This is a genomic window from Nonlabens tegetincola, assembly GCF_002117085.1.
Classification (GTDB): domain Bacteria; phylum Bacteroidota; class Bacteroidia; order Flavobacteriales; family Flavobacteriaceae; genus Nonlabens; species Nonlabens tegetincola.
Genome location: NZ_CP019342.1, coordinates 380,702 through 397,589 on the forward strand (window position 1 = coordinate 380,702; position 16,888 = coordinate 397,589).

The following is a 16,888-nucleotide window of genomic DNA, read 5'->3' on the forward strand; positions in this document are numbered from 1 at the left end:
AAAAAAACTAGGATATGCATTCTTTACGCTTTGGGGAGTTGTGACTCTAGTTTTTTTTCTTTTTATTTGATGCCAGGTGATCCTGCGCAAATGATGCTAGGTGAAAATCAAACTATGGAGCAGGTAGCTGCAGTACAGAAAAAGTACGGACTGGATCAAACTCTAGGAAAACAATATTTGTATTTCATAAACGACTTGAGCCCAGTAAGTTTTCATAGTGACAATGCTGATGATTTTACTCATTGGGACGATAGATACAGCGGATCTTCTATCGTAAAATTAGGAGGATATCATGTAGTTATAAAAACACCTTATTTAAGAGAATCGTTTCAAAAAACAGGCAAACAGGTCAGTGAGGTGATAGGTGACACTTTGCCTAATACTATTGTGCTTGCGATTGCTTCCATCTTAATCGCTTTATTCATAGGTCTTGCCCTTGGAATAATATCTGCATTATATAGAGATTCTTGGATTGATAAGGTTATTCAAGTAATAAGTACCATGGGTATGAGCATTCCCAGTTTCTTTAGTGCGATAATCGCAGCTTACCTGTTCGGGTATTTGTGGCACGAATATACAGGACTTCCTATGAGTGGTAGTTTGTACGAGATGGATGATTATGGAGAAGGAATTCATCTAAAATTACGCAATCTTGTGCTACCAGCTTTGGTGTTAGGTATACGTCCGCTTGCGGTAATTACACAATTAATGCGTAATAGTTTACTAGAAGTACTGTCTCAAGAATACATAACAACAGCTTATGCAAAAGGATTGACAACACTCCAGGTAATTAAGCGTCATGCTTTTAAAAATGCACTCAATCCAGTAGTTACAGCGGTAAGTGGCTGGTTTGCTAGTTTACTAGCAGGAGCTGTTTTTGTCGAATATATTTTTGGATGGAACGGTCTGGGTAAAGAAATTGTAGATGCATTAAACACAAAAGACCTACCCGTAATCACAGGAGCAGTTCTAGTCATTGCTAGCCTGTTTATATTGATTAATATTGCAGTAGATGTGATCTACATAAAACTGGATCCTAGAGTAAAACTAGACACTTAATAACAACTGACATAAAAACTTAACTATGAGAAAGCAAATTGTAGCCGGCAACTGGAAAATGAATTGTGATCTTCCAGATACACAAAAATTAATAACCGATCTAAAAACAGGTCTAGTAAAGGAGTTCAATTGTGAGCTCATGATTGCACCTTCAACACCATTTTTATATAATGCTTTTAATAGTACGCTAGATTCAGATATTGAAGTGATTGCTCAAAATGTAAGTGAGCAAGAAAAAGGGGCATTTACAGGTGAAACTTCTGTAGATATGCTTCAAAGCATAGGTATTAAAACGGTAATAATCGGTCATTCTGAACGTCGCGATATATATGGTGAAACTAATGAGCTTATCGCTCAAAAAGTTAAAGCCAGTGTCAATAAAGGTATGAGAGTGATATTTTGTTGCGGTGAACATTTAGAGATACGTAAGGAAGATAAACATTATGACCTTGTAGGTAACCAGGTTAAAATAGCTCTACAAGACTTAACTGAAGAGCAAATGTCACAAATCGTAATTGCTTATGAACCGGTTTGGGCTATAGGAACGGGTGAAACAGCAACCCCAGAACAAGCGCAAGAAATGCACGCACATTTGAGAAATGAATTGTCCACTTTATTCAACGATTCAATTGCCCAAAATACAAGTATTTTATACGGTGGTAGCGTAAAACCGAATAACGCAGCAGAACTATTTGCTAAACCAGATGTTGATGGTGGACTTGTAGGTGGAGCTTCCTTAAGTGCAGAAAGCTTTCTAAACATCGCAAATGCTATTTAAATTAAAACTTATTTTATTTTTTCTATCAGCCTTACCTGTTTGCCACTTACAACAAGATTTTTCATTTGATCTGGCCGTAGCAGCAGAGCAGCTTACAAAGGATGAGGTGACTTATAATGGAAGCTATTTTTCAATCCCATATCCTAATGGAGATATCCCTGCACAATATGGAGTTTGTACCGATGTAGTAATTCGAGCCTATCGTAAGGTAGGTATAGATTTACAGCAGCTAGTCCATGAAGATATGAAGGAAAACTTCAAAGAATATCCGCAATTATGGGGATTAAAAAAACCAGATACCAATATTGATCATCGCAGAGTACCTAATCTGGGTAAATTTTTTGAAAGAAACGGGACTACTCTTCCCATTTCAAAAGATAAATCAAACTACCTGCCTGGAGATGTAGTAACATGGGTACTCACAAATAACATGACTCACATTGGAATAATATCCACAAAAAAAGATTCTAAGACTGGTAATCCACTTGTCGTTCATAACATAGGAGCAGGTCAGGTCTTGGAAGATTGTTTATTCAAATTTACAATAACAGGGCATTATAAATATGGCAAATAATATTACAAATCAAATTTACGTAGAATACGATTTCACAGTCACTCCTCGAGAACCTTGGAGCGATATTTTGTGTGCCCAATTAGGCGACGCAGGTTTTGAAAGTTTTATTGATACTCAATCTGGAGTAAAAGCTTACATTCTTAAAGATCTAGATAGTGATAATGTGTTGAGTACAGTAGATCTTATAAACAGTGACTATTGTGATATCGCTTTCGCGAAAGCAGATATACCACCTACAAATTGGAATGCCGAATGGGAAAAAAACTTCACGCCGATTCTCGTGAACGACCAATGCTTAATTAGAGCGCCATTTCACGAAAGTAAAGAGGTCAAGTATGAAATTGTAATGGAACCTAAAATGAGTTTTGGGACAGGACATCATCAAACCACTTACATGATGATACAATTTTTACTAAAAGAGGAACTAGCTGGTAAAAAAGTATTGGATATGGGAAGTGGGACAGGAGTTCTTGCCATACTGGCTCAAATGAGAGGAGCAACACTTGTAGATGCCATTGATATTGATACCTGGTGTTTTGAAAATGCCCAAGAAAATACTGAACGCAATAATGCCGATAAAGTTAATGTCATATTGGGTGGTGCAGAGCAGCTGGCAGGTAAGCAATATGATTTTATAATAGCAAATATTAATAGAAACATACTATTGCAAGACATCCCCAAATATGCAGCAAGTTTAAAAAACGGAGGAAGCATTATTTTCAGTGGTTTCTATACACAGGACTTACCCTTAATCAATGAGGCTTGTAGTAAGGTTGGACTCACTTATGAGACTCATATAGAGAAAGATAATTGGGTAGGTTTAAAAGCTAATAAATAATTAAATTTGCATACTCATTAAAATAGCGCAAGAAAAAAAGGTATATTTGAGAGGTTATGAAAATGGATGTTAAAGAATTAATTCAACCTAAACAAAAGGTTGATGTTCTAGAAAAGGAAGAAAAGAAAATCGTACTTTACAACGACGATGTCAATACTTTTGATCACGTGATTGATATGTTAGTAGCAACATGTGATCACACTCCTGTGCAAGCAGAACAATGTTCCATTATTGTTCACTATAAAGGAAAGTGTTCAGTAAAAACAGGAGAATACGATGATTTAAAACCTCGCTGTTCGGCCTTGCTTGAAGCTGGCTTAACCGCAGAGATTGTCTAAGAATTTGCTTTCCCCTTTTATTCATATTAATGAATAAAATAATTAAGTCTGCCTAGTGGCAGACTTTTTTATGATTACTATCCGGCTAGTTGTTCAAAGAATCCACCGATCTTTTTTGATTTATCTATTAGGTGTATTTCTATAATCCATTCTCTTTTTCTTCCAGCACGGTCAAGAGATGACATGGGTGTATGGTTTTCTGGATGTATGTAGTTCGTTTTGTCCTCTTTATCTAATTGCTCATGTGGAAAATGTCCTATAAGGTGACCGGCAATGGGTCCACCGTATTGCCATCCAAAACCTTCTGCAAGGTCAACACAGTATTTGTACAACTGTGAACCGGTTACATCAAGATTTGATTTATAGAAATTATTGGCAATATGCCACAACTTCTCTGTATCCTGAGCAAGTTGCTTTTTAATGGGATCATTTCCTAGTACATACGTACGCCCATAATCAGCTTCATAATCCTCAATGATAGGTCCAAAATCTAAAAATAATATGTCGTCATTTTGCACACTAATATTAGGTGGGTTTTCATCGTATGGATGTAAGGTGTTTTCTCCAACTCTTACGATTCTTTTGTGCCAGTATTTTTTAATATTAAATACTTCTTCGGCTAGATCATAAATTTTATTATTAAGTTCTTTTTCTGTAATTCCTGATTTAATCAGATTTCTTTTTATGATCTCTTCAAAAAGTTCAGCTGCTATGGCTTCAGCTTTTTGTAATTCTGCTCGCTCTTTACTCATAAGTGAAAGATAGTTTACAACACTTTTATTTAAAAATGCTTTTAATGTTTTAAAAGATTGGTTTTAACTAAAGTGTTGATAATTAGGTTTTTTATTAAACAAAATGTTGTAACTTTCTGAAACCAAAAAGCTTAACCATGAAAATAAAATTACTTACCTTACTTTTATTAGTATGCAGTATGAGCTATGCTCAAACAAGGGCAAACGATGCTACTGCAGAAATTTGTGATGATCTATCTAACGATGGTGTCGAATTATTTGATTTTACCTCTTTAGAAAACGATATTTTAGGATCACTTAATCCATCTGATTTTACGATTACGTTTTACAACAATATGTCCGATGCTTCAAATGGAGTTAATTTTTTTACTAACCCATCGAGTACTCCTGTAAGTATTCAAAACTCTCAATACTTTGCAAGGGTATTTGAGACTGCTACCGGAAATTTTGATGTGGTTTCAGTATTTGTAATTTTATATCCAACGCCTTTGCCTACGACAGTTCAGGCAGTAACTGTATGTAGTGCACAAAATCCAGGTAGTGGCTTTTTAACCTCACGTGTTGATATAATTAATGAGATTAATGCCATAGCTTCAACTAGTCCTATGATAGAAATATTCTTATCTCAGCAAGATGCAGATAATGATATTAATCCCATTTCCTCAAATGCAAGTATTCCCGTAAGCCCAAATGGTACCAGTATTTTTCTTAAGCAATATGGTGATCCTAATTTTCAATCTGATTGTTGGGTTATTGAAAACATAACCGTTTATCCTAGATTGTGTAACGCTACAAGTTCTCCGTTACCTGATTTATTCGAATGCCTAACTCCTGGTAGTAATACCAGCTGCTTCGATCTTTCTCAACAAGACTCGTTAATATTATCAAATTCAAACCCAGTTAATTACTCTATCTCTTACCATCTTTCACAAGTTGATGCAGATAATAATTTAAATCCAATAGCCTCACCATATTGTACAAGTTCTATTGATTTAATATTTGTTCGTTTTGAAAATATAGATGTAAATACAGTTGATACTTCTATGACATTTAATGTCATAGGTGTTCCCGAACCGCAAAATTATACTTTTCCTACTATTGAAGGTTGTGATAGAACTGGATCTGGAATAATTGATTATGATGCATTTGCCATTTTAACGGAAGTACAATCACATTCTTTACCCAATGGTGTTGCCTCGGCCAATATTTCCTATCATTTATCTCAGCAAGATGCGGTTGCTTCCATAAATGCAGTTGGCAGTCATGCTGGTTTTACAGCTTCTAATACTCTAAATACCATATTTGTACGAGTAGAATATGACCCTAGTTTGTGTTTTTCTGTATTTCCTGTTAGTGTATCACAAACGAACAATTGTTTAGCAATTAATCCTCCAATTGATCTTACCGATTGTTTGGACTCAACAACTGGTTTAAGCTGCTTTGATTTGACCTTAAATGATAGTGTAATTCTTGCAGGACAATCATCAAGTTCATTTACTGTAACCTATCACAATTCACTGTCAGATGCGCAGTCAAATGTAAATGCTATATCAAATACAAATAATTACTGTGTATCTACCGATCAACAAGTATATGTAAGATTAGAGGATAATCTTACAGGAAATTACGGTGTTGATTTTTTTAATCTTTCAGTAGCTCCCACTTTAATAGATAATAATCATAACCTTCCTGACTTAGTGGAATGCGATGACGATCTTGATGGTGTCATTGACTTTGATCTAACAGAGAGTTCATCCCTTTTGTCCTCTTCAAATAGTGTTGAATTTTATTTAAGTTTAAATGACGCTCAAAATCAAATGAACCCAATTGCTACACCAAGCTCCTATACTGTTGCTGGTATAGCATCATCGGCTTCTATTGATATTTTTATCAGAGAATTAATTCCATCAGGTTGCGATGTTGTATATCCTATTGAATTAATTGCCAATGCAAATTGTAATTCTGCTTATAGATGTAGTGATGCTGTGGCCTTGTGTAACCAACTAGGGCAAGCGCAACCTAATGTATTCGGAAATATTTTTGCCGAAGCTGGTAATTATTATCCATTTTCACAATCATCGGGTCCTAGAAATCCATCTTGGTATTACATTCCTATTGAAACTAGTGGCTCTCTTACACTTGAACTGTATCAAAATACTTCACCTACCTTCAATGGTCAAGGATTAGATATTGATTTTGCAATTTATGGGCCGTTTACAAATCCTACTCAAAACTGTGGTTCATTAACAGCAAATGATCTAATTGATTCTAGTTTTAGCCTAGCAATGCCAGAAATTGCTACAATTCCAAATGCTCAAGCTGGGGAATTCTATTTATTACTGGCCAGTAATTTCACGCAACAACCTGGGTTTTTAAAATTTGAAATAGCCTCAAGTTCAACGGCAACCGTAAGTTGTGATGGGATACAAATGAGATCAATACTTGATGTAAATGCAAATGGAGTAGTAGATAGCACAGATGTTCCTTTTCCTCTTGGAACGTTTGGGTGGGAATTGAACTCTAATGGATCTATGATGAACATTGCTACACCCGATGGAGAATTTGAAATATATGACATAGATCCTACGAATAGTTATGATCTTACTTACGATATTTTTTCAGCCTATAATACGTCATATACAGTAGCTCCAGCTTCTTATACTAATCAAACCATACCAAATGGTAGTGGTTTAACAACTCGTGATTTCTTAATAAGTGCAGTTAATAGTTATGAAGATGTAGCTATTTATATTATTCCTAATCAACAACCTAGACCTGGATTTACTTACACTGAAACTATTGTTTATGGTAATTTAGGTCCATTACCTGTTTCCGTAGGACAAGTACAAGTAGATGTTGATCCCTTAAATACAATTATTTCAGTGAGTGATCCTAATGCTACAGTTACGGGTAATCAAATAAATCTTAACTATTCAAATTTGTTGCCTTTTGAGTATCGAACTTTTGAAGTAGCAATGCAAGTACCTGTTATTCCAACCGTGAATTTAGGAGACATTTTATCTAATGACGCAAGTATTACACCTGTTGCCAATGATCTCACGCCTAATAACAATGTAATAAGTAGTAATCAAGTCGTGATCGGTAGTTATGACCCTAATGATAAAATGGAAAGTAGAGGACCGACAATCAATCTACAAGAATTTACAAACGACGATTACTTTTATTATACGGTTAGATTTCAAAATACAGGAACAGCTAGTGCAATAAATGTTAGAATAGAAGATGAGCTAGATGCTCAATTAGATTGGGAATCACTTGAAATGATATCATCCAGTCATCATTATTCTATGCAGCGTGTTGAAAAGGATGTGACTTGGAGATTTGACAACATAATGCTGCCAGATTCATTGTCAAACCCAGTTGGAAGTAATGGTTATGTTTACTTCAAAATCAAACCACAATCCGGCTGGACAAATGGGACGGTTATTCCTAATACTGCAGAGATTTACTTTGACTTTAATCCTCCTATAATTACAAACACTTTTACGTCAACCTTTACAGTTCCTTTAAGTGAACCTCAAGTAGATCAACCACAGTTCACTGTGTTCCCTAATCCTGCAACTAAACAAATAACGGTATCTTGGGAACGTTCTTTGGATAATGGTTTAATGCGTATATATGATGTTAGTGGAAAGGTCACGCTTTCGCGAAAGCTAAATAACCAGCATACAACAGTTAATATTGAGGAGTTAAGTGCAGGAATGTATTTCATCGAAATAGAGCATAACGGCCAGAAACATCAACACAAGTTGATTAAACAGTAAATAGGAGAGATATATAAAAATCAAAACCAGCAATTAAGCTGGTTTTGATTTTTTATTATTCGAACGTCTTAGTACTACCTGCGGTAAGTCGTCTTATTTCAGATAATTCTTCTTTAGTTAGGTCGCGATATTGTCCCACAGGAATATCCAGACTCACGTTCATGATTCGTATTCTTTTAAGCTTAGTAACTCTATACCCAAATATTCACACATACGGCGTATTTGTCTATTGAGTCCTTGCGTGAGAACAATTCTAAAGCTTTTTTTCCTAATTGTTCTACTTCGCATTCTCTGGTAACCGTATCAAGGATGGGAACACCACTTGCCATTCTTTTTATAAAACGGTCGGTTATCGTGTGATTTACATGAACTATATACTCTTTTTCATGACCGTTACGAGCTCTTAAAATCTTATTTACAATGTCGCCATCGTTAGTCAAAAAAATAAGCCCTTCACTCATTTTATCTAATCTACCTATAGGAAAAATACGAGTAGGATAATTTATATAGTCAATAATATTATCCTTTTCTACACGAGTATCTGTCGTACAAACAATTCCTACCGGCTTGTGTAATGCTATATAAACTGGTTTTTCTTTTTTACTACTTACTTTTTCACCATCAACGGCAACTTCATCACCAGGCAGTACTTTTGTTCCCATTTCAGGTACTTGACCATTAATAGTAATGCGTTGCTGTTCGATTAATTTATCGGCTGCACGTCGTGAACAAAACCCTTGTTCACTGAGATACTTATTTATTCTTATTCCTTCCTCTTGTGACATGTTGCAAAGGTAGTGAAGTGCTATAATTAACTTTTGCTTGAGAGTTTAATCTTAGCTGGTTTGTAACATATTTAAATGATTTAATACTGATAAAATAAAAAATGCATCAATCAGGAACACAAACAGCGCATGGTTCCAACCAACCGCAAAATTATAGACCTAGCCAACAACAGGATCAGGTTAATTTATTCAGTACCTTGTTTTTAGTAAAGGGAATCTTAAACTTACTATTGTCCTTATTGTTTTTGATTTATATAGGATTAGGAAGTTTTATGACTTTTATTCCAATAGAAAATCAAGAAACTCCTTTTAATCCGGGAATTATTTTTACAGCTGTTGGTATTATTGGATTAGTAATTTGTATTGTATTTGGGATCTTAACTATAAAAGCCTCTAATAATCTTAAAAAAAGAAAAGGATATACCTTTATTATAGTTATGGCAGTATTAAATGCACTTACAGGAGTTCTGGGTATTTTACTGTGTGTATTTACTATTATTGAAATTAGTAAACCACATATTAAAACAACTTTTGAAGATAGCTAGTTATAAAATTAAATCACTTTAATTCTATATGGAAAACCGTATAAAAATCTATTATAAACCATCAGTTTTATATAACAATCGAATGATTGCGCTATTGTTTATGGGATTGGGATTAGTTCTATTTATAATCTCATTGATTTTTGATGACGCTAAGGATATAAGCTGGTTTAGTATAGGTTTGGGTGAATTTATTGTTGGTATATTAATGTTTGCATACCATAAATACGAGGTATACAAATAGTATTTGACCCTTACAGAAACAAGTATAAAAAAGAATACTCTATTTGGTAAAGAAGTACAATTTAAAGATGTTAATCAGGTTAAGGAGTTTGCAAATGAGATTACTGTTATCTCTAAAAGTTCTCAAATTGTCATAGATACTGAAATTATACAACCCGAATCATTGAAAAGATTAAAAAAAGCATTGCATAACAAAGGATTGTCAATAAATAAGATTGAGGTAAATTAAATTGCTCTTTTATTAATATCAGCTATTATTTTCAGATGATGATGAGTATGAATACGCAAAAATCTTAAAGTTTGTTTCTTATTTAAATCTTTAAATAGTGGATGATTAAAATGAGCTTTCTTGTGAGTGTTTTCACTTTTTGACAACAAGACTTGTATTGATTCTAGTCTTTTCAATAAGTCGTCTTTTGAAATCTCTGGCAAGGGAACAACTTGTTTTGGAGCCTTACCTTTACCTCTTGGAATGTATCCAGTGAGCAATATTATTTTTTTCCAAAAATTAATTCTAGGGGAAAAGTCTTCTGGTTTGCTGGTGATAAGAGTTTCTAGAACGCCTTCAATTACTCTTAAACTATGATCAAGGTGCCAGTAGGTGCCTTTTTTTGAAACACTTGCCGCAACTAAATTACCTTTATCCAGCTCTGTTGCTATAGTCTTTAATTGATCTTTAATACTCTTCATTAAAACACATTTAAAATAATAAAATCTTTATCTTGAAAATGATAAGGTTCACCAGATTTCTTATTTCTTATTGCGACTCCTAGAGGAGATTTTAAACTCAATGCAAAATAGCGTTGCTCATCTACCATTACCGCGCCTAGACCAGCGCTTATGTAGAAGATCCCGTTATGTAAAATGACTAAAGATCCAGTGGTAACTACATCCTGCTTTTTAAAAGGATCTATTTGTAAAAGTTCATTGAGTAAACGTTTACTAGTAACCAATTGTGAATCAATAAGATTTTCTTGATTATGAATCATAGCACGGCCAGTCTCATATTTATCGCCTGCGCTACTTTTGGTTTCGTTGTTTTTTGCGTCTTGTAAATCTGATAGCTGTTTAGTCAATCTATCAATTTGTTCACCTATAAGCATCATACACTTATGATGAATTTTTTCCTTAGTTTTTAAATAGTCACCTTCATTCATGTAAAGTAAATATACTCAATTAACCCTTAAATGAGAAAAGGCCAGTGATTAAGCAATCACCGACCCTTTCAATCTACCAACCAAGGTTTTAAATATCTTCTATGGTCTTAGTACAAAATCAATTGCGTGTACTACACCGTTAATACCTGTTACGTTAGTAACAATTACGTTAGTTTCAGTATTAGTTCCATCTGTAATTACTACTCCATTTGTAGTATTGATAGTAAATGTTCCCATTGTTATTGGATCTACAACATCACCATCCATGATTGCCTCAGCTCTTACAGCTGCGCCAGATACTACATGATACAATAGAATATCACTCAAGTTATTTAATGCTAATACATCATTAATATTATTAAGTCCATCATTAGGATCTGCATCAATTAACGCTTGGAAAGCATCGTTTGTAGGAGCAAAAACAGTGAATGGTGGAGCAGGAGTTGCACTAGCATCTGTAGCAGATAATGCCGCAACTAAACCTTCTTGTGAAACTGCTGTAACTAAGTTACCGAAAGCTGGATTGTAAACAGCAAGATCAGCAACTGTAGGTAAAGGAATAACTGCATCCATTACGTGCACCACACCATTATCAACTTCTATATTTACTTGAGCAGTGTCAATAGCTGCATTATTTACGGTAAATGCTGATGCATCGATATAAGCATCTAGATTATTACCACTAGCATCAGTCGCCGATGTTTTTACGTAACCATCAACTAGATCACCACTTCTATTAACCGATCCTAAAACATGATTAAGAAGTACGTTTCTTAATACATCTGTTGGTACCGCATCTAGACTTGCAAATCCATTAGCACTTAAAAAAGTAGCAAACGCCGTATCAGTTGGAGCAAATACGGTAAAAGTACCATTACCATCTAGAGTTGCATCTAGACCAGTTCTTTCTAGGGCAGCTCTTAATGATGTGAAGTTTGAGTTTGAAACAGTTAGGTCGTAAGCACTGTTATTTGAGTCAATGATGTTATCGTCATCATCGTCACAAGAGGTTAAGGTAAGTGAAGCTATAGCAAGAAAGCTAAATAGCAATGATTTAAGGTTTAAGCTTTTCATGAGTATTGTTTTTTATTTCATTTCAAAGAAACGAAAAGGTTTTCGTTATTTGTTTAATTATCTGTTAAAAAGATTAAACAAATTATAATAGAATCAAATTGAACCACTATAAAGAGAAAAGATACTAGAATGAGAACTGCACAAATAGTTGCATTATTTTTGCATCATGGCAAAAGTAGTAGTAGGACTTAGTGGTGGCGTAGATAGTAGCGTCGCTGCACACTTGTTAAAGGAACAAGGTCACGAAGTAATTGGTTTATTCATGAAGAATTGGCACGATGATTCTGTGACTATAAGTGATGAATGTCCTTGGTTGGAAGATTCAAATGACGCTATGCTAGTAGCGCAAAAGTTAGGAATACCTTTTCAAACGGTAGATTTAAGTGAGCAGTACAAAGAGCGCATTGTAAATTATATGTTTGACGAGTACGCAGCTGGTCGTACGCCTAACCCAGATGTGCTTTGTAATCGTGAAATCAAATTTGATGTCTTTTTAGATATAGCTCTAGAGTTAGGAGCCGATTTTGTAGCAACTGGTCATTACTGTCAAAAAAGGACTAGTATGCTAGATGGTAAAGAAATTCACCACTTAGTCGCCGGTGCCGATCCTAATAAAGACCAAAGCTATTTCCTTTGTCAAGTATCTCAGGAACAACTAGCACGTACTCTTTTTCCAATTGGTCACCTGCAAAAGCCCGAAGTTCGTGAAATAGCAGCCGCCCAAGACTTGATTACGGCTGGTAAAAAAGATTCTCAAGGACTTTGCTTTATTGGTAAAGTGCGTTTACCAGATTTTCTACAACAACAACTCAAACCTAAAGTAGGAGATATCGTAGAGGTGCCAGCAAGTGTGAGCTTGCAAAAGTCGCAGGTGCCTGTTACCACTCTCGATAGTGACGATGAGGTTGATGTAGTTACGCTTTCGCGAAAGCGTACCTATCAAAAAACCGATGGTAAAATAGTTGGTTCACATCAAGGAGCTCATTTTTTTACTCGTGGACAGCGTAGAGGTCTAGGAGTAGGAGGAACTCAAGAACCTTTGTTTGTGATTGAAACAGATGTAGAAACTAATACTATATATGTAGGTCAAAGTAAAAGTCATCCAGGTTTGTACCGTCGCGGTTTGTTTGTAAAAGAGAATGAAACGCACTGGATAAGACAGGACCTAGAAATAGCAGTAGGCGATAGTATGCCGGTGATGGCTCGCATACGTTACAGGCAAGAATTAGAACCTGCGATTTTGTATAGAAAAGAAAACGGATTGTACGTTATCTTTGATAATGAGCAAAGTGCTATATCTGCAGGACAATTCGTAGCTTGGTACTTAGATTCAGAATGTATAGGATCTGGAGTAATAGCATAATATGAAAAAATGGTTGTTAATCTTATTTTTAATAAGCTATGGGCTAGATGCCCAAGAATGGCACGCTTGGGTGTATTTTACTGATAAGCCTAATGTTACTAGCTCCATTAACAACCCATCTACCATATTAACAGCTAGGGCCATAGCACGTAAAGCTAGACATGGAATTGTAATTGATCAACGAGATGTACCTGTAAATCAACAATATGTAGCAGCAATTAAAAATGCTACGGGTATTTCATATAAGGCTCAATCAAAATGGTTTAATTGCGTACACGTTACTGGTGCCGAGTTAGACTTAAGAGCTTTAGAAAATTTGAGTTTTGTTGATAGAGTAGAGTTTGCAGATCCATCAAAAAGTATTTTATCCACATCTCAAGATAAATTTACTCGTATGTCCAGTGCTCCCTTTAATTATGGGAACGCCTCAAATCAAATAGTAATGATGGGATTGGATAATTTGCACAATCAAGATTACACAGGAGATGGTGTACATGTTGCGGTGATGGATTCTGGTTTCCCTAATGTAGATAGTATGTCTGGTTTTTCACAATTAAGAGGTCAGAATGGTATTTTAGGAGGTTATGACTTTGTAGATAGAAACGCTACATATGCTGATGATCATTTTCACGGTACTTGGGTATTAAGTACAATGGCTGGTCATATAACTGGTCAATTTGAAGGAGCCGCTCCTAATGCAAGCTATTGGCTTTTTAGAACTGAGGAAGCAGCTCAAGAAACGCCAGCAGAATTATCCTATTGGGTAGCAGCTGCCGAACGTGCTGATTCTCTAGGAGTAGATGTGATTAATACTTCATTAGGTTATCTGACATTTGATAACGCTTCAGAAAGCTTGACCTATAATGATATGGATGGTCAAACTAGCTTTGCTTCACGTGGTGCAAACGTAGCTTTTGAAAAAGGAATGTTGGTGATTACAAGCGCTGGAAACTCAGGAAATTCGACTAATCATCCCTATATTTCTTCTCCTGCTGATGCACAAGGTGCAATCGCAGTAGGTGCTGTTGACGCTAGTAGTCAACGTACGGTGTTTTCGAGTATAGGCCCTTCATTTGATAATCGAATAAAACCAGATCTAGCCGCTCAAGGTGGTAATACGGCTATAATAGATCACAGTGATAATTTAAGAACTGCAAACGGTACAAGTTTTAGTAGTCCATTACTAGCTGGTGGCGTAGCTTGTTTACTAGAGGCATTTCCTAATTTGACTCCACAGCAAATAAGGAGTGCACTAGAACAAAATGCTAGTCAATCTAACTCGCCCGATAATCTTCTGGGGTATGGTATTCCTGATTTTGGCTTACTTTTTCAAACTCTTTCTCAACTAGATCAATCTACCAAGGAAGTTAAATGGCACGTAGTGAATCAACACCTTTATTTAGATAAAGAATTATACCCCAAAATTCAAATATACTCTATTCAAGGACAGCTGTTAATAGATGCTGAAAATTCTGGCAGAATAGTTTTAACGGCTTTATCTAAAGGGATTTACCTTCTTAAAGTTGATGAGAGTGGTAAGTGGTTAAAAATCGTAAATAGATAAATTAACTACAACAGATTAGCCATTTGCAATTGTAGTTGCTGCGCTTTATCGCGGGCAGCTTTTTCAAAATCCTCATTTGAAGACGCGTATATTATTCCTCTGGAGCTGTTTATAAGCAATCCTACATTTGAAGACTTTCCATATTTAACGACATCTTCAATAGAACCACCTTGTGCACCTACACCTGGTACAAGTAGGAACGAATTTGGAATGATTTTTCTAATATCGGTAAGGAACTCAGCTTTGGTAGCTCCTACAACATACATTAATCTATCACTATTATCGTATTGAGAGGCAGTCTGTAGTACTTGTTGATACAACGGCACACCATCAACTTGCTTAGTTTGAAAATCAAAAGCTCCCTCATTTGAAGTAAGAGCAAGGAGAATTGCGTATTTATTATCGAACTGTAAAAATGGTTCAATAGAATCTTTACCCATATAGGGTGCAATAGTAACACTATCAAATTCTAGATCTTCGAAAAAAGCTTTGGCATATCTTGTTGAGGTATTCCCAATATCTCCACGTTTAGCATCGGCAATCGTAAAGTGATTAGGATAGTTTTCATTAAGATAATTAATTGTTTTTTGTAAAGCTTGCCAACCTTTTACACCATAGGCTTCAAAGAATGCAGTATTTGGTTTATAGGCTACACATAAATCATGTGTTGCGTCTATTATCGCCTTAGAAAATTCAAAAATAGGATCTTCTTTTTCTAATAAATGCGGTGGGATTTTATCTAAATCAACATCCAACCCTATACATAGGAATGATTTCTTTTTGTGAATTTCGTTGGTAAGTTGCTCTAGAGTCATTAGTTATGGTTTTTGATAAAGTCTGTTGAATTGATTTGCCTTGGTAGAAAGCATTGTGTTAAAAAAAGTAAAGGATGGGTTATAGCCCATCCTCACTCATTTTCATTTTTTCTGTATTATCAACTAATTGTAATTCGTCAATAATTTTTTGAATATCACCGTTGATGATGTTATCAAGATCATAAAGCGTCAAATTAATTCTATGATCGGTCACACGTCCTTGTGGATAATTATAGGTTCTAATTTTTGCACTACGGTCACCGCTACTTACCATACTTTTACGGCGTTCAGAGTCGGCTTCCATTTTCTTTGCAAGTTCCATTTCATAAAGCCTAGATCTCAATACCTTCAAAGCTTTTTCTAGGTTTTTATGTGAGGATTTTTGATCCTGACAGCTTACAATCATTCCAGTAGGTTCGTGGTGTAATTTAATGGCACTGTATGTAGTGTTTACCGATTGTCCACCAGGTCCTGTTGAGGTAGTACGCTCAATACGAACCTCAGTCATATCTAGTTCTACATCAAACTCCTCAGCCTCTGGTAATACCATTACGGTTGCAGCACTTGTATGAACCCTACCTTGTGTTTCAGTTTGTGGTACTCGTTGTACACGATGTACACCAGCTTCAAACTTAAGAGTTCCATATACGTCCTCACCATTTACTTCAAAAATGATTTCTTTATAACCACCACTTGTACCTTCACTCACATCCATAACACTAGTACTCCAGCCTTTGCTAGAGCAGTATTTCTCGTACATGCGGTATAGGTCACCTGCAAAAATACTAGCTTCATCACCACCTGTTCCTGCTCTTATTTCCATTACTGCATTCTTGGCATCTTCAGGATCTTTAGGAATAAGCATCATGCGTATTTCTTCTTCAAGTCCAGGAATAGCCTCTTTTGCTTCATCATGTTGCATTTGAGCCATTTCTACCATATCTGGATCACTTCCATCGGCAAGAATTTCTTTTGCCTCATCTAGATTTGCTACAAGGGTCATGTATTCCTCGCGCTTGTCCATCAATTTTTTGAGGTCTTTATATTCTTTAGTAAGTTGTACATATCGTTTTTGATCTGCGATTACATCAGGTTGAATGATCAAATCATTTACCTCGTCAAAACGATTTTTTACTATGTTTAATTTATCTATCATGGTCTATCTCAAGTCTTGCGAAAATAATCAAAATTCGCTCTAGTTGTAGTTATTACGCTTTCGCG

The 16,888-nt window shown here is 35.5% G+C and carries 16 protein-coding genes and 1 pseudogene; 10 read left to right on the forward strand and 7 right to left on the reverse strand.

Annotation, left to right across the window (positions count from 1 at the left end; translation table 11 throughout):
- The first annotated feature begins 69 nt into the window (after window positions 1–69).
- The 5 genes from BST91_RS01990 (at window position 70) to BST91_RS02010 (ending at window position 3,587) form a co-directional block, all read left to right on the forward strand.
- Complete coding sequence (locus tag BST91_RS01990; protein ID WP_394335644.1) at window positions 70–1,059, forward strand: ABC transporter permease; 990 nt, start codon at window positions 70–72, stop codon at window positions 1,057–1,059.
- A 25-nt stretch (window positions 1,060–1,084) separates the two neighbouring features.
- Window positions 1,085–1,837 carry a triose-phosphate isomerase gene (gene tpiA / locus BST91_RS01995; RefSeq protein WP_042278956.1) on the forward strand — a complete coding sequence of 251 codons (753 nt, stop codon included), beginning with the start codon at window positions 1,085–1,087 and terminating at the stop codon, window positions 1,835–1,837.
- Entirely contained in the window at window positions 1,827–2,411 is a 585-nt protein-coding gene (locus tag BST91_RS02000) for a DUF1287 domain-containing protein (protein WP_060522995.1), read from the forward strand. Before tpiA ends, BST91_RS02000 begins: the two co-directional genes overlap by 11 nt.
- A complete protein-coding gene (gene prmA, locus BST91_RS02005; protein ID WP_085774284.1) occupies window positions 2,401–3,249 on the forward strand; it encodes a 50S ribosomal protein L11 methyltransferase in 849 nt (282 codons plus the stop codon). The genes BST91_RS02000 and prmA overlap by 11 nt, the downstream gene beginning before the upstream one ends.
- 62 nt (window positions 3,250–3,311) lie before the next feature.
- Complete coding sequence (locus BST91_RS02010) at window positions 3,312–3,587, forward strand: ATP-dependent Clp protease adaptor ClpS (protein WP_060524983.1); 276 nt, start codon at window positions 3,312–3,314, stop codon at window positions 3,585–3,587.
- A gap of 77 nt (window positions 3,588–3,664) precedes the next feature.
- Here BST91_RS02010 and BST91_RS02015 read toward each other — a convergent pair whose 3' ends face one another.
- Window positions 3,665–4,339: a M24 family metallopeptidase gene (locus tag BST91_RS02015; protein WP_085774285.1), complete on the reverse strand. Its 675-nt coding sequence runs from the start codon at window positions 4,337–4,339 to the stop codon at window positions 3,665–3,667.
- Between the two features lie 137 nt (window positions 4,340–4,476).
- Between BST91_RS02015 and BST91_RS02020 the strand changes: the two genes are divergently transcribed.
- Entirely contained in the window at window positions 4,477–8,124 is a 3,648-nt protein-coding gene (locus tag BST91_RS02020) for a T9SS type A sorting domain-containing protein (protein WP_085774286.1), read from the forward strand.
- A gap of 55 nt (window positions 8,125–8,179) precedes the next feature.
- Here BST91_RS02020 and rluF read toward each other — a convergent pair.
- A pseudogene (rluF, locus tag BST91_RS02025) lies at window positions 8,180–8,909 on the reverse strand (23S rRNA pseudouridine(2604) synthase RluF).
- Window positions 8,910–9,010: 101 nt separating this feature from the next.
- Between rluF and BST91_RS02030 the strand changes: the two are divergent.
- Both BST91_RS02030 and BST91_RS02040 read left to right on the forward strand, forming a co-directional pair.
- A complete protein-coding gene (locus tag BST91_RS02030; RefSeq protein ID WP_244895661.1) occupies window positions 9,011–9,454 on the forward strand; it encodes a hypothetical protein in 444 nt (147 codons plus the stop codon).
- 244 nt (window positions 9,455–9,698) lie between these two features.
- Window positions 9,699–9,923 carry a hypothetical protein gene (locus BST91_RS02040; RefSeq protein WP_085774288.1) on the forward strand — a complete coding sequence of 75 codons (225 nt, stop codon included), beginning with the start codon at window positions 9,699–9,701 and terminating at the stop codon, window positions 9,921–9,923.
- On the opposite strand, the gene BST91_RS02045 is transcribed toward BST91_RS02040, so the two are convergent.
- The 3 genes from BST91_RS02045 to BST91_RS02055 all read right to left on the reverse strand — a co-directional run bounded on the left by BST91_RS02045 (window position 9,920) and on the right by BST91_RS02055 (window position 11,925).
- Window positions 9,920–10,384 carry a hypothetical protein gene (locus tag BST91_RS02045; protein WP_060522989.1) on the reverse strand — a complete coding sequence of 155 codons (465 nt, stop codon included), beginning with the start codon at window positions 10,382–10,384 and terminating at the stop codon, window positions 9,920–9,922. The genes BST91_RS02040 and BST91_RS02045 overlap by 4 nt on opposite strands.
- Window positions 10,384–10,851, reverse strand: a complete 468-nt coding sequence (locus BST91_RS02050; RefSeq protein ID WP_042278968.1) for a hypothetical protein — start codon at window positions 10,849–10,851, stop codon at window positions 10,384–10,386. The genes BST91_RS02045 and BST91_RS02050 overlap by 1 nt, the downstream gene beginning before the upstream one ends.
- A 99-nt stretch (window positions 10,852–10,950) precedes the next feature.
- Window positions 10,951–11,925 (reverse strand): fasciclin domain-containing protein, encoded by a 975-nt coding sequence (locus BST91_RS02055; RefSeq protein WP_085774289.1) that lies wholly within the window; start codon window positions 11,923–11,925, stop codon window positions 10,951–10,953.
- A 166-nt stretch (window positions 11,926–12,091) separates the two neighbouring features.
- On the opposite strand from BST91_RS02055, the gene mnmA reads away from it, so the two are divergent.
- Together mnmA and BST91_RS02065 are read left to right on the forward strand one after the other, a co-directional pair.
- Window positions 12,092–13,288 (forward strand): tRNA 2-thiouridine(34) synthase MnmA, encoded by a 1,197-nt coding sequence (gene mnmA, locus BST91_RS02060; protein ID WP_085774290.1) that lies wholly within the window; start codon window positions 12,092–12,094, stop codon window positions 13,286–13,288.
- Window position 13,289: 1 nt separating this feature from the next.
- On the forward strand, window positions 13,290–14,852 hold the full coding sequence (locus BST91_RS02065) for a S8 family serine peptidase (protein ID WP_085774291.1): 1,563 nt from the start codon (window positions 13,290–13,292) through the stop codon (window positions 14,850–14,852).
- 5 nt (window positions 14,853–14,857) lie between these two features.
- Here the strand turns inward: BST91_RS02065 and pyrF are convergent, their stop codons facing one another.
- On the reverse strand, window positions 14,858–15,667 hold the full coding sequence (gene pyrF / locus BST91_RS02070; RefSeq protein ID WP_085774292.1) for an orotidine-5'-phosphate decarboxylase: 810 nt from the start codon (window positions 15,665–15,667) through the stop codon (window positions 14,858–14,860).
- Between the two features lie 79 nt (window positions 15,668–15,746).
- Window positions 15,747–16,823, reverse strand: coding sequence for a peptide chain release factor 1 (prfA, locus tag BST91_RS02075; protein WP_060522983.1), 1,077 nt, complete (start codon window positions 16,821–16,823; stop codon window positions 15,747–15,749).
- Between the last annotated feature and the right edge of the window lie 65 nt (window positions 16,824–16,888).

Coding starts and splice junctions, on each gene's coding strand:
- BST91_RS02010 (WP_060524983.1), top strand. CDS start 3,312: ATGGATGTTAAAGAATTAATTCAACCTAAACAAAAGGTTGATGTTCTA.
- prmA (WP_085774284.1), top strand. CDS start 2,401: ATGGCAAATAATATTACAAATCAAATTTACGTAGAATACGATTTCACA.
- BST91_RS02030 (WP_244895661.1), top strand. CDS start 9,011: ATGCATCAATCAGGAACACAAACAGCGCATGGTTCCAACCAACCGCAA.
- BST91_RS02050 (WP_042278968.1), bottom strand. CDS start 10,851: ATGAATGAAGGTGACTATTTAAAAACTAAGGAAAAAATTCATCATAAG.
- mnmA (WP_085774290.1), top strand. CDS start 12,092: ATGGCAAAAGTAGTAGTAGGACTTAGTGGTGGCGTAGATAGTAGCGTC.
- BST91_RS02045 (WP_060522989.1), bottom strand. CDS start 10,384: ATGAAGAGTATTAAAGATCAATTAAAGACTATAGCAACAGAGCTGGAT.
- BST91_RS02065 (WP_085774291.1), top strand. CDS start 13,290: ATGAAAAAATGGTTGTTAATCTTATTTTTAATAAGCTATGGGCTAGAT.
- BST91_RS02015 (WP_085774285.1), bottom strand. CDS start 4,339: ATGAGTAAAGAGCGAGCAGAATTACAAAAAGCTGAAGCCATAGCAGCT.
- tpiA (WP_042278956.1), top strand. CDS start 1,085: ATGAGAAAGCAAATTGTAGCCGGCAACTGGAAAATGAATTGTGATCTT.
- prfA (WP_060522983.1), bottom strand. CDS start 16,823: ATGATAGATAAATTAAACATAGTAAAAAATCGTTTTGACGAGGTAAAT.
- BST91_RS02000 (WP_060522995.1), top strand. CDS start 1,827: ATGCTATTTAAATTAAAACTTATTTTATTTTTTCTATCAGCCTTACCT.
- BST91_RS02055 (WP_085774289.1), bottom strand. CDS start 11,925: ATGAAAAGCTTAAACCTTAAATCATTGCTATTTAGCTTTCTTGCTATA.
- BST91_RS01990 (WP_394335644.1), top strand. CDS start 70: ATGCCAGGTGATCCTGCGCAAATGATGCTAGGTGAAAATCAAACTATG.
- pyrF (WP_085774292.1), bottom strand. CDS start 15,667: ATGACTCTAGAGCAACTTACCAACGAAATTCACAAAAAGAAATCATTC.
- BST91_RS02020 (WP_085774286.1), top strand. CDS start 4,477: ATGAAAATAAAATTACTTACCTTACTTTTATTAGTATGCAGTATGAGC.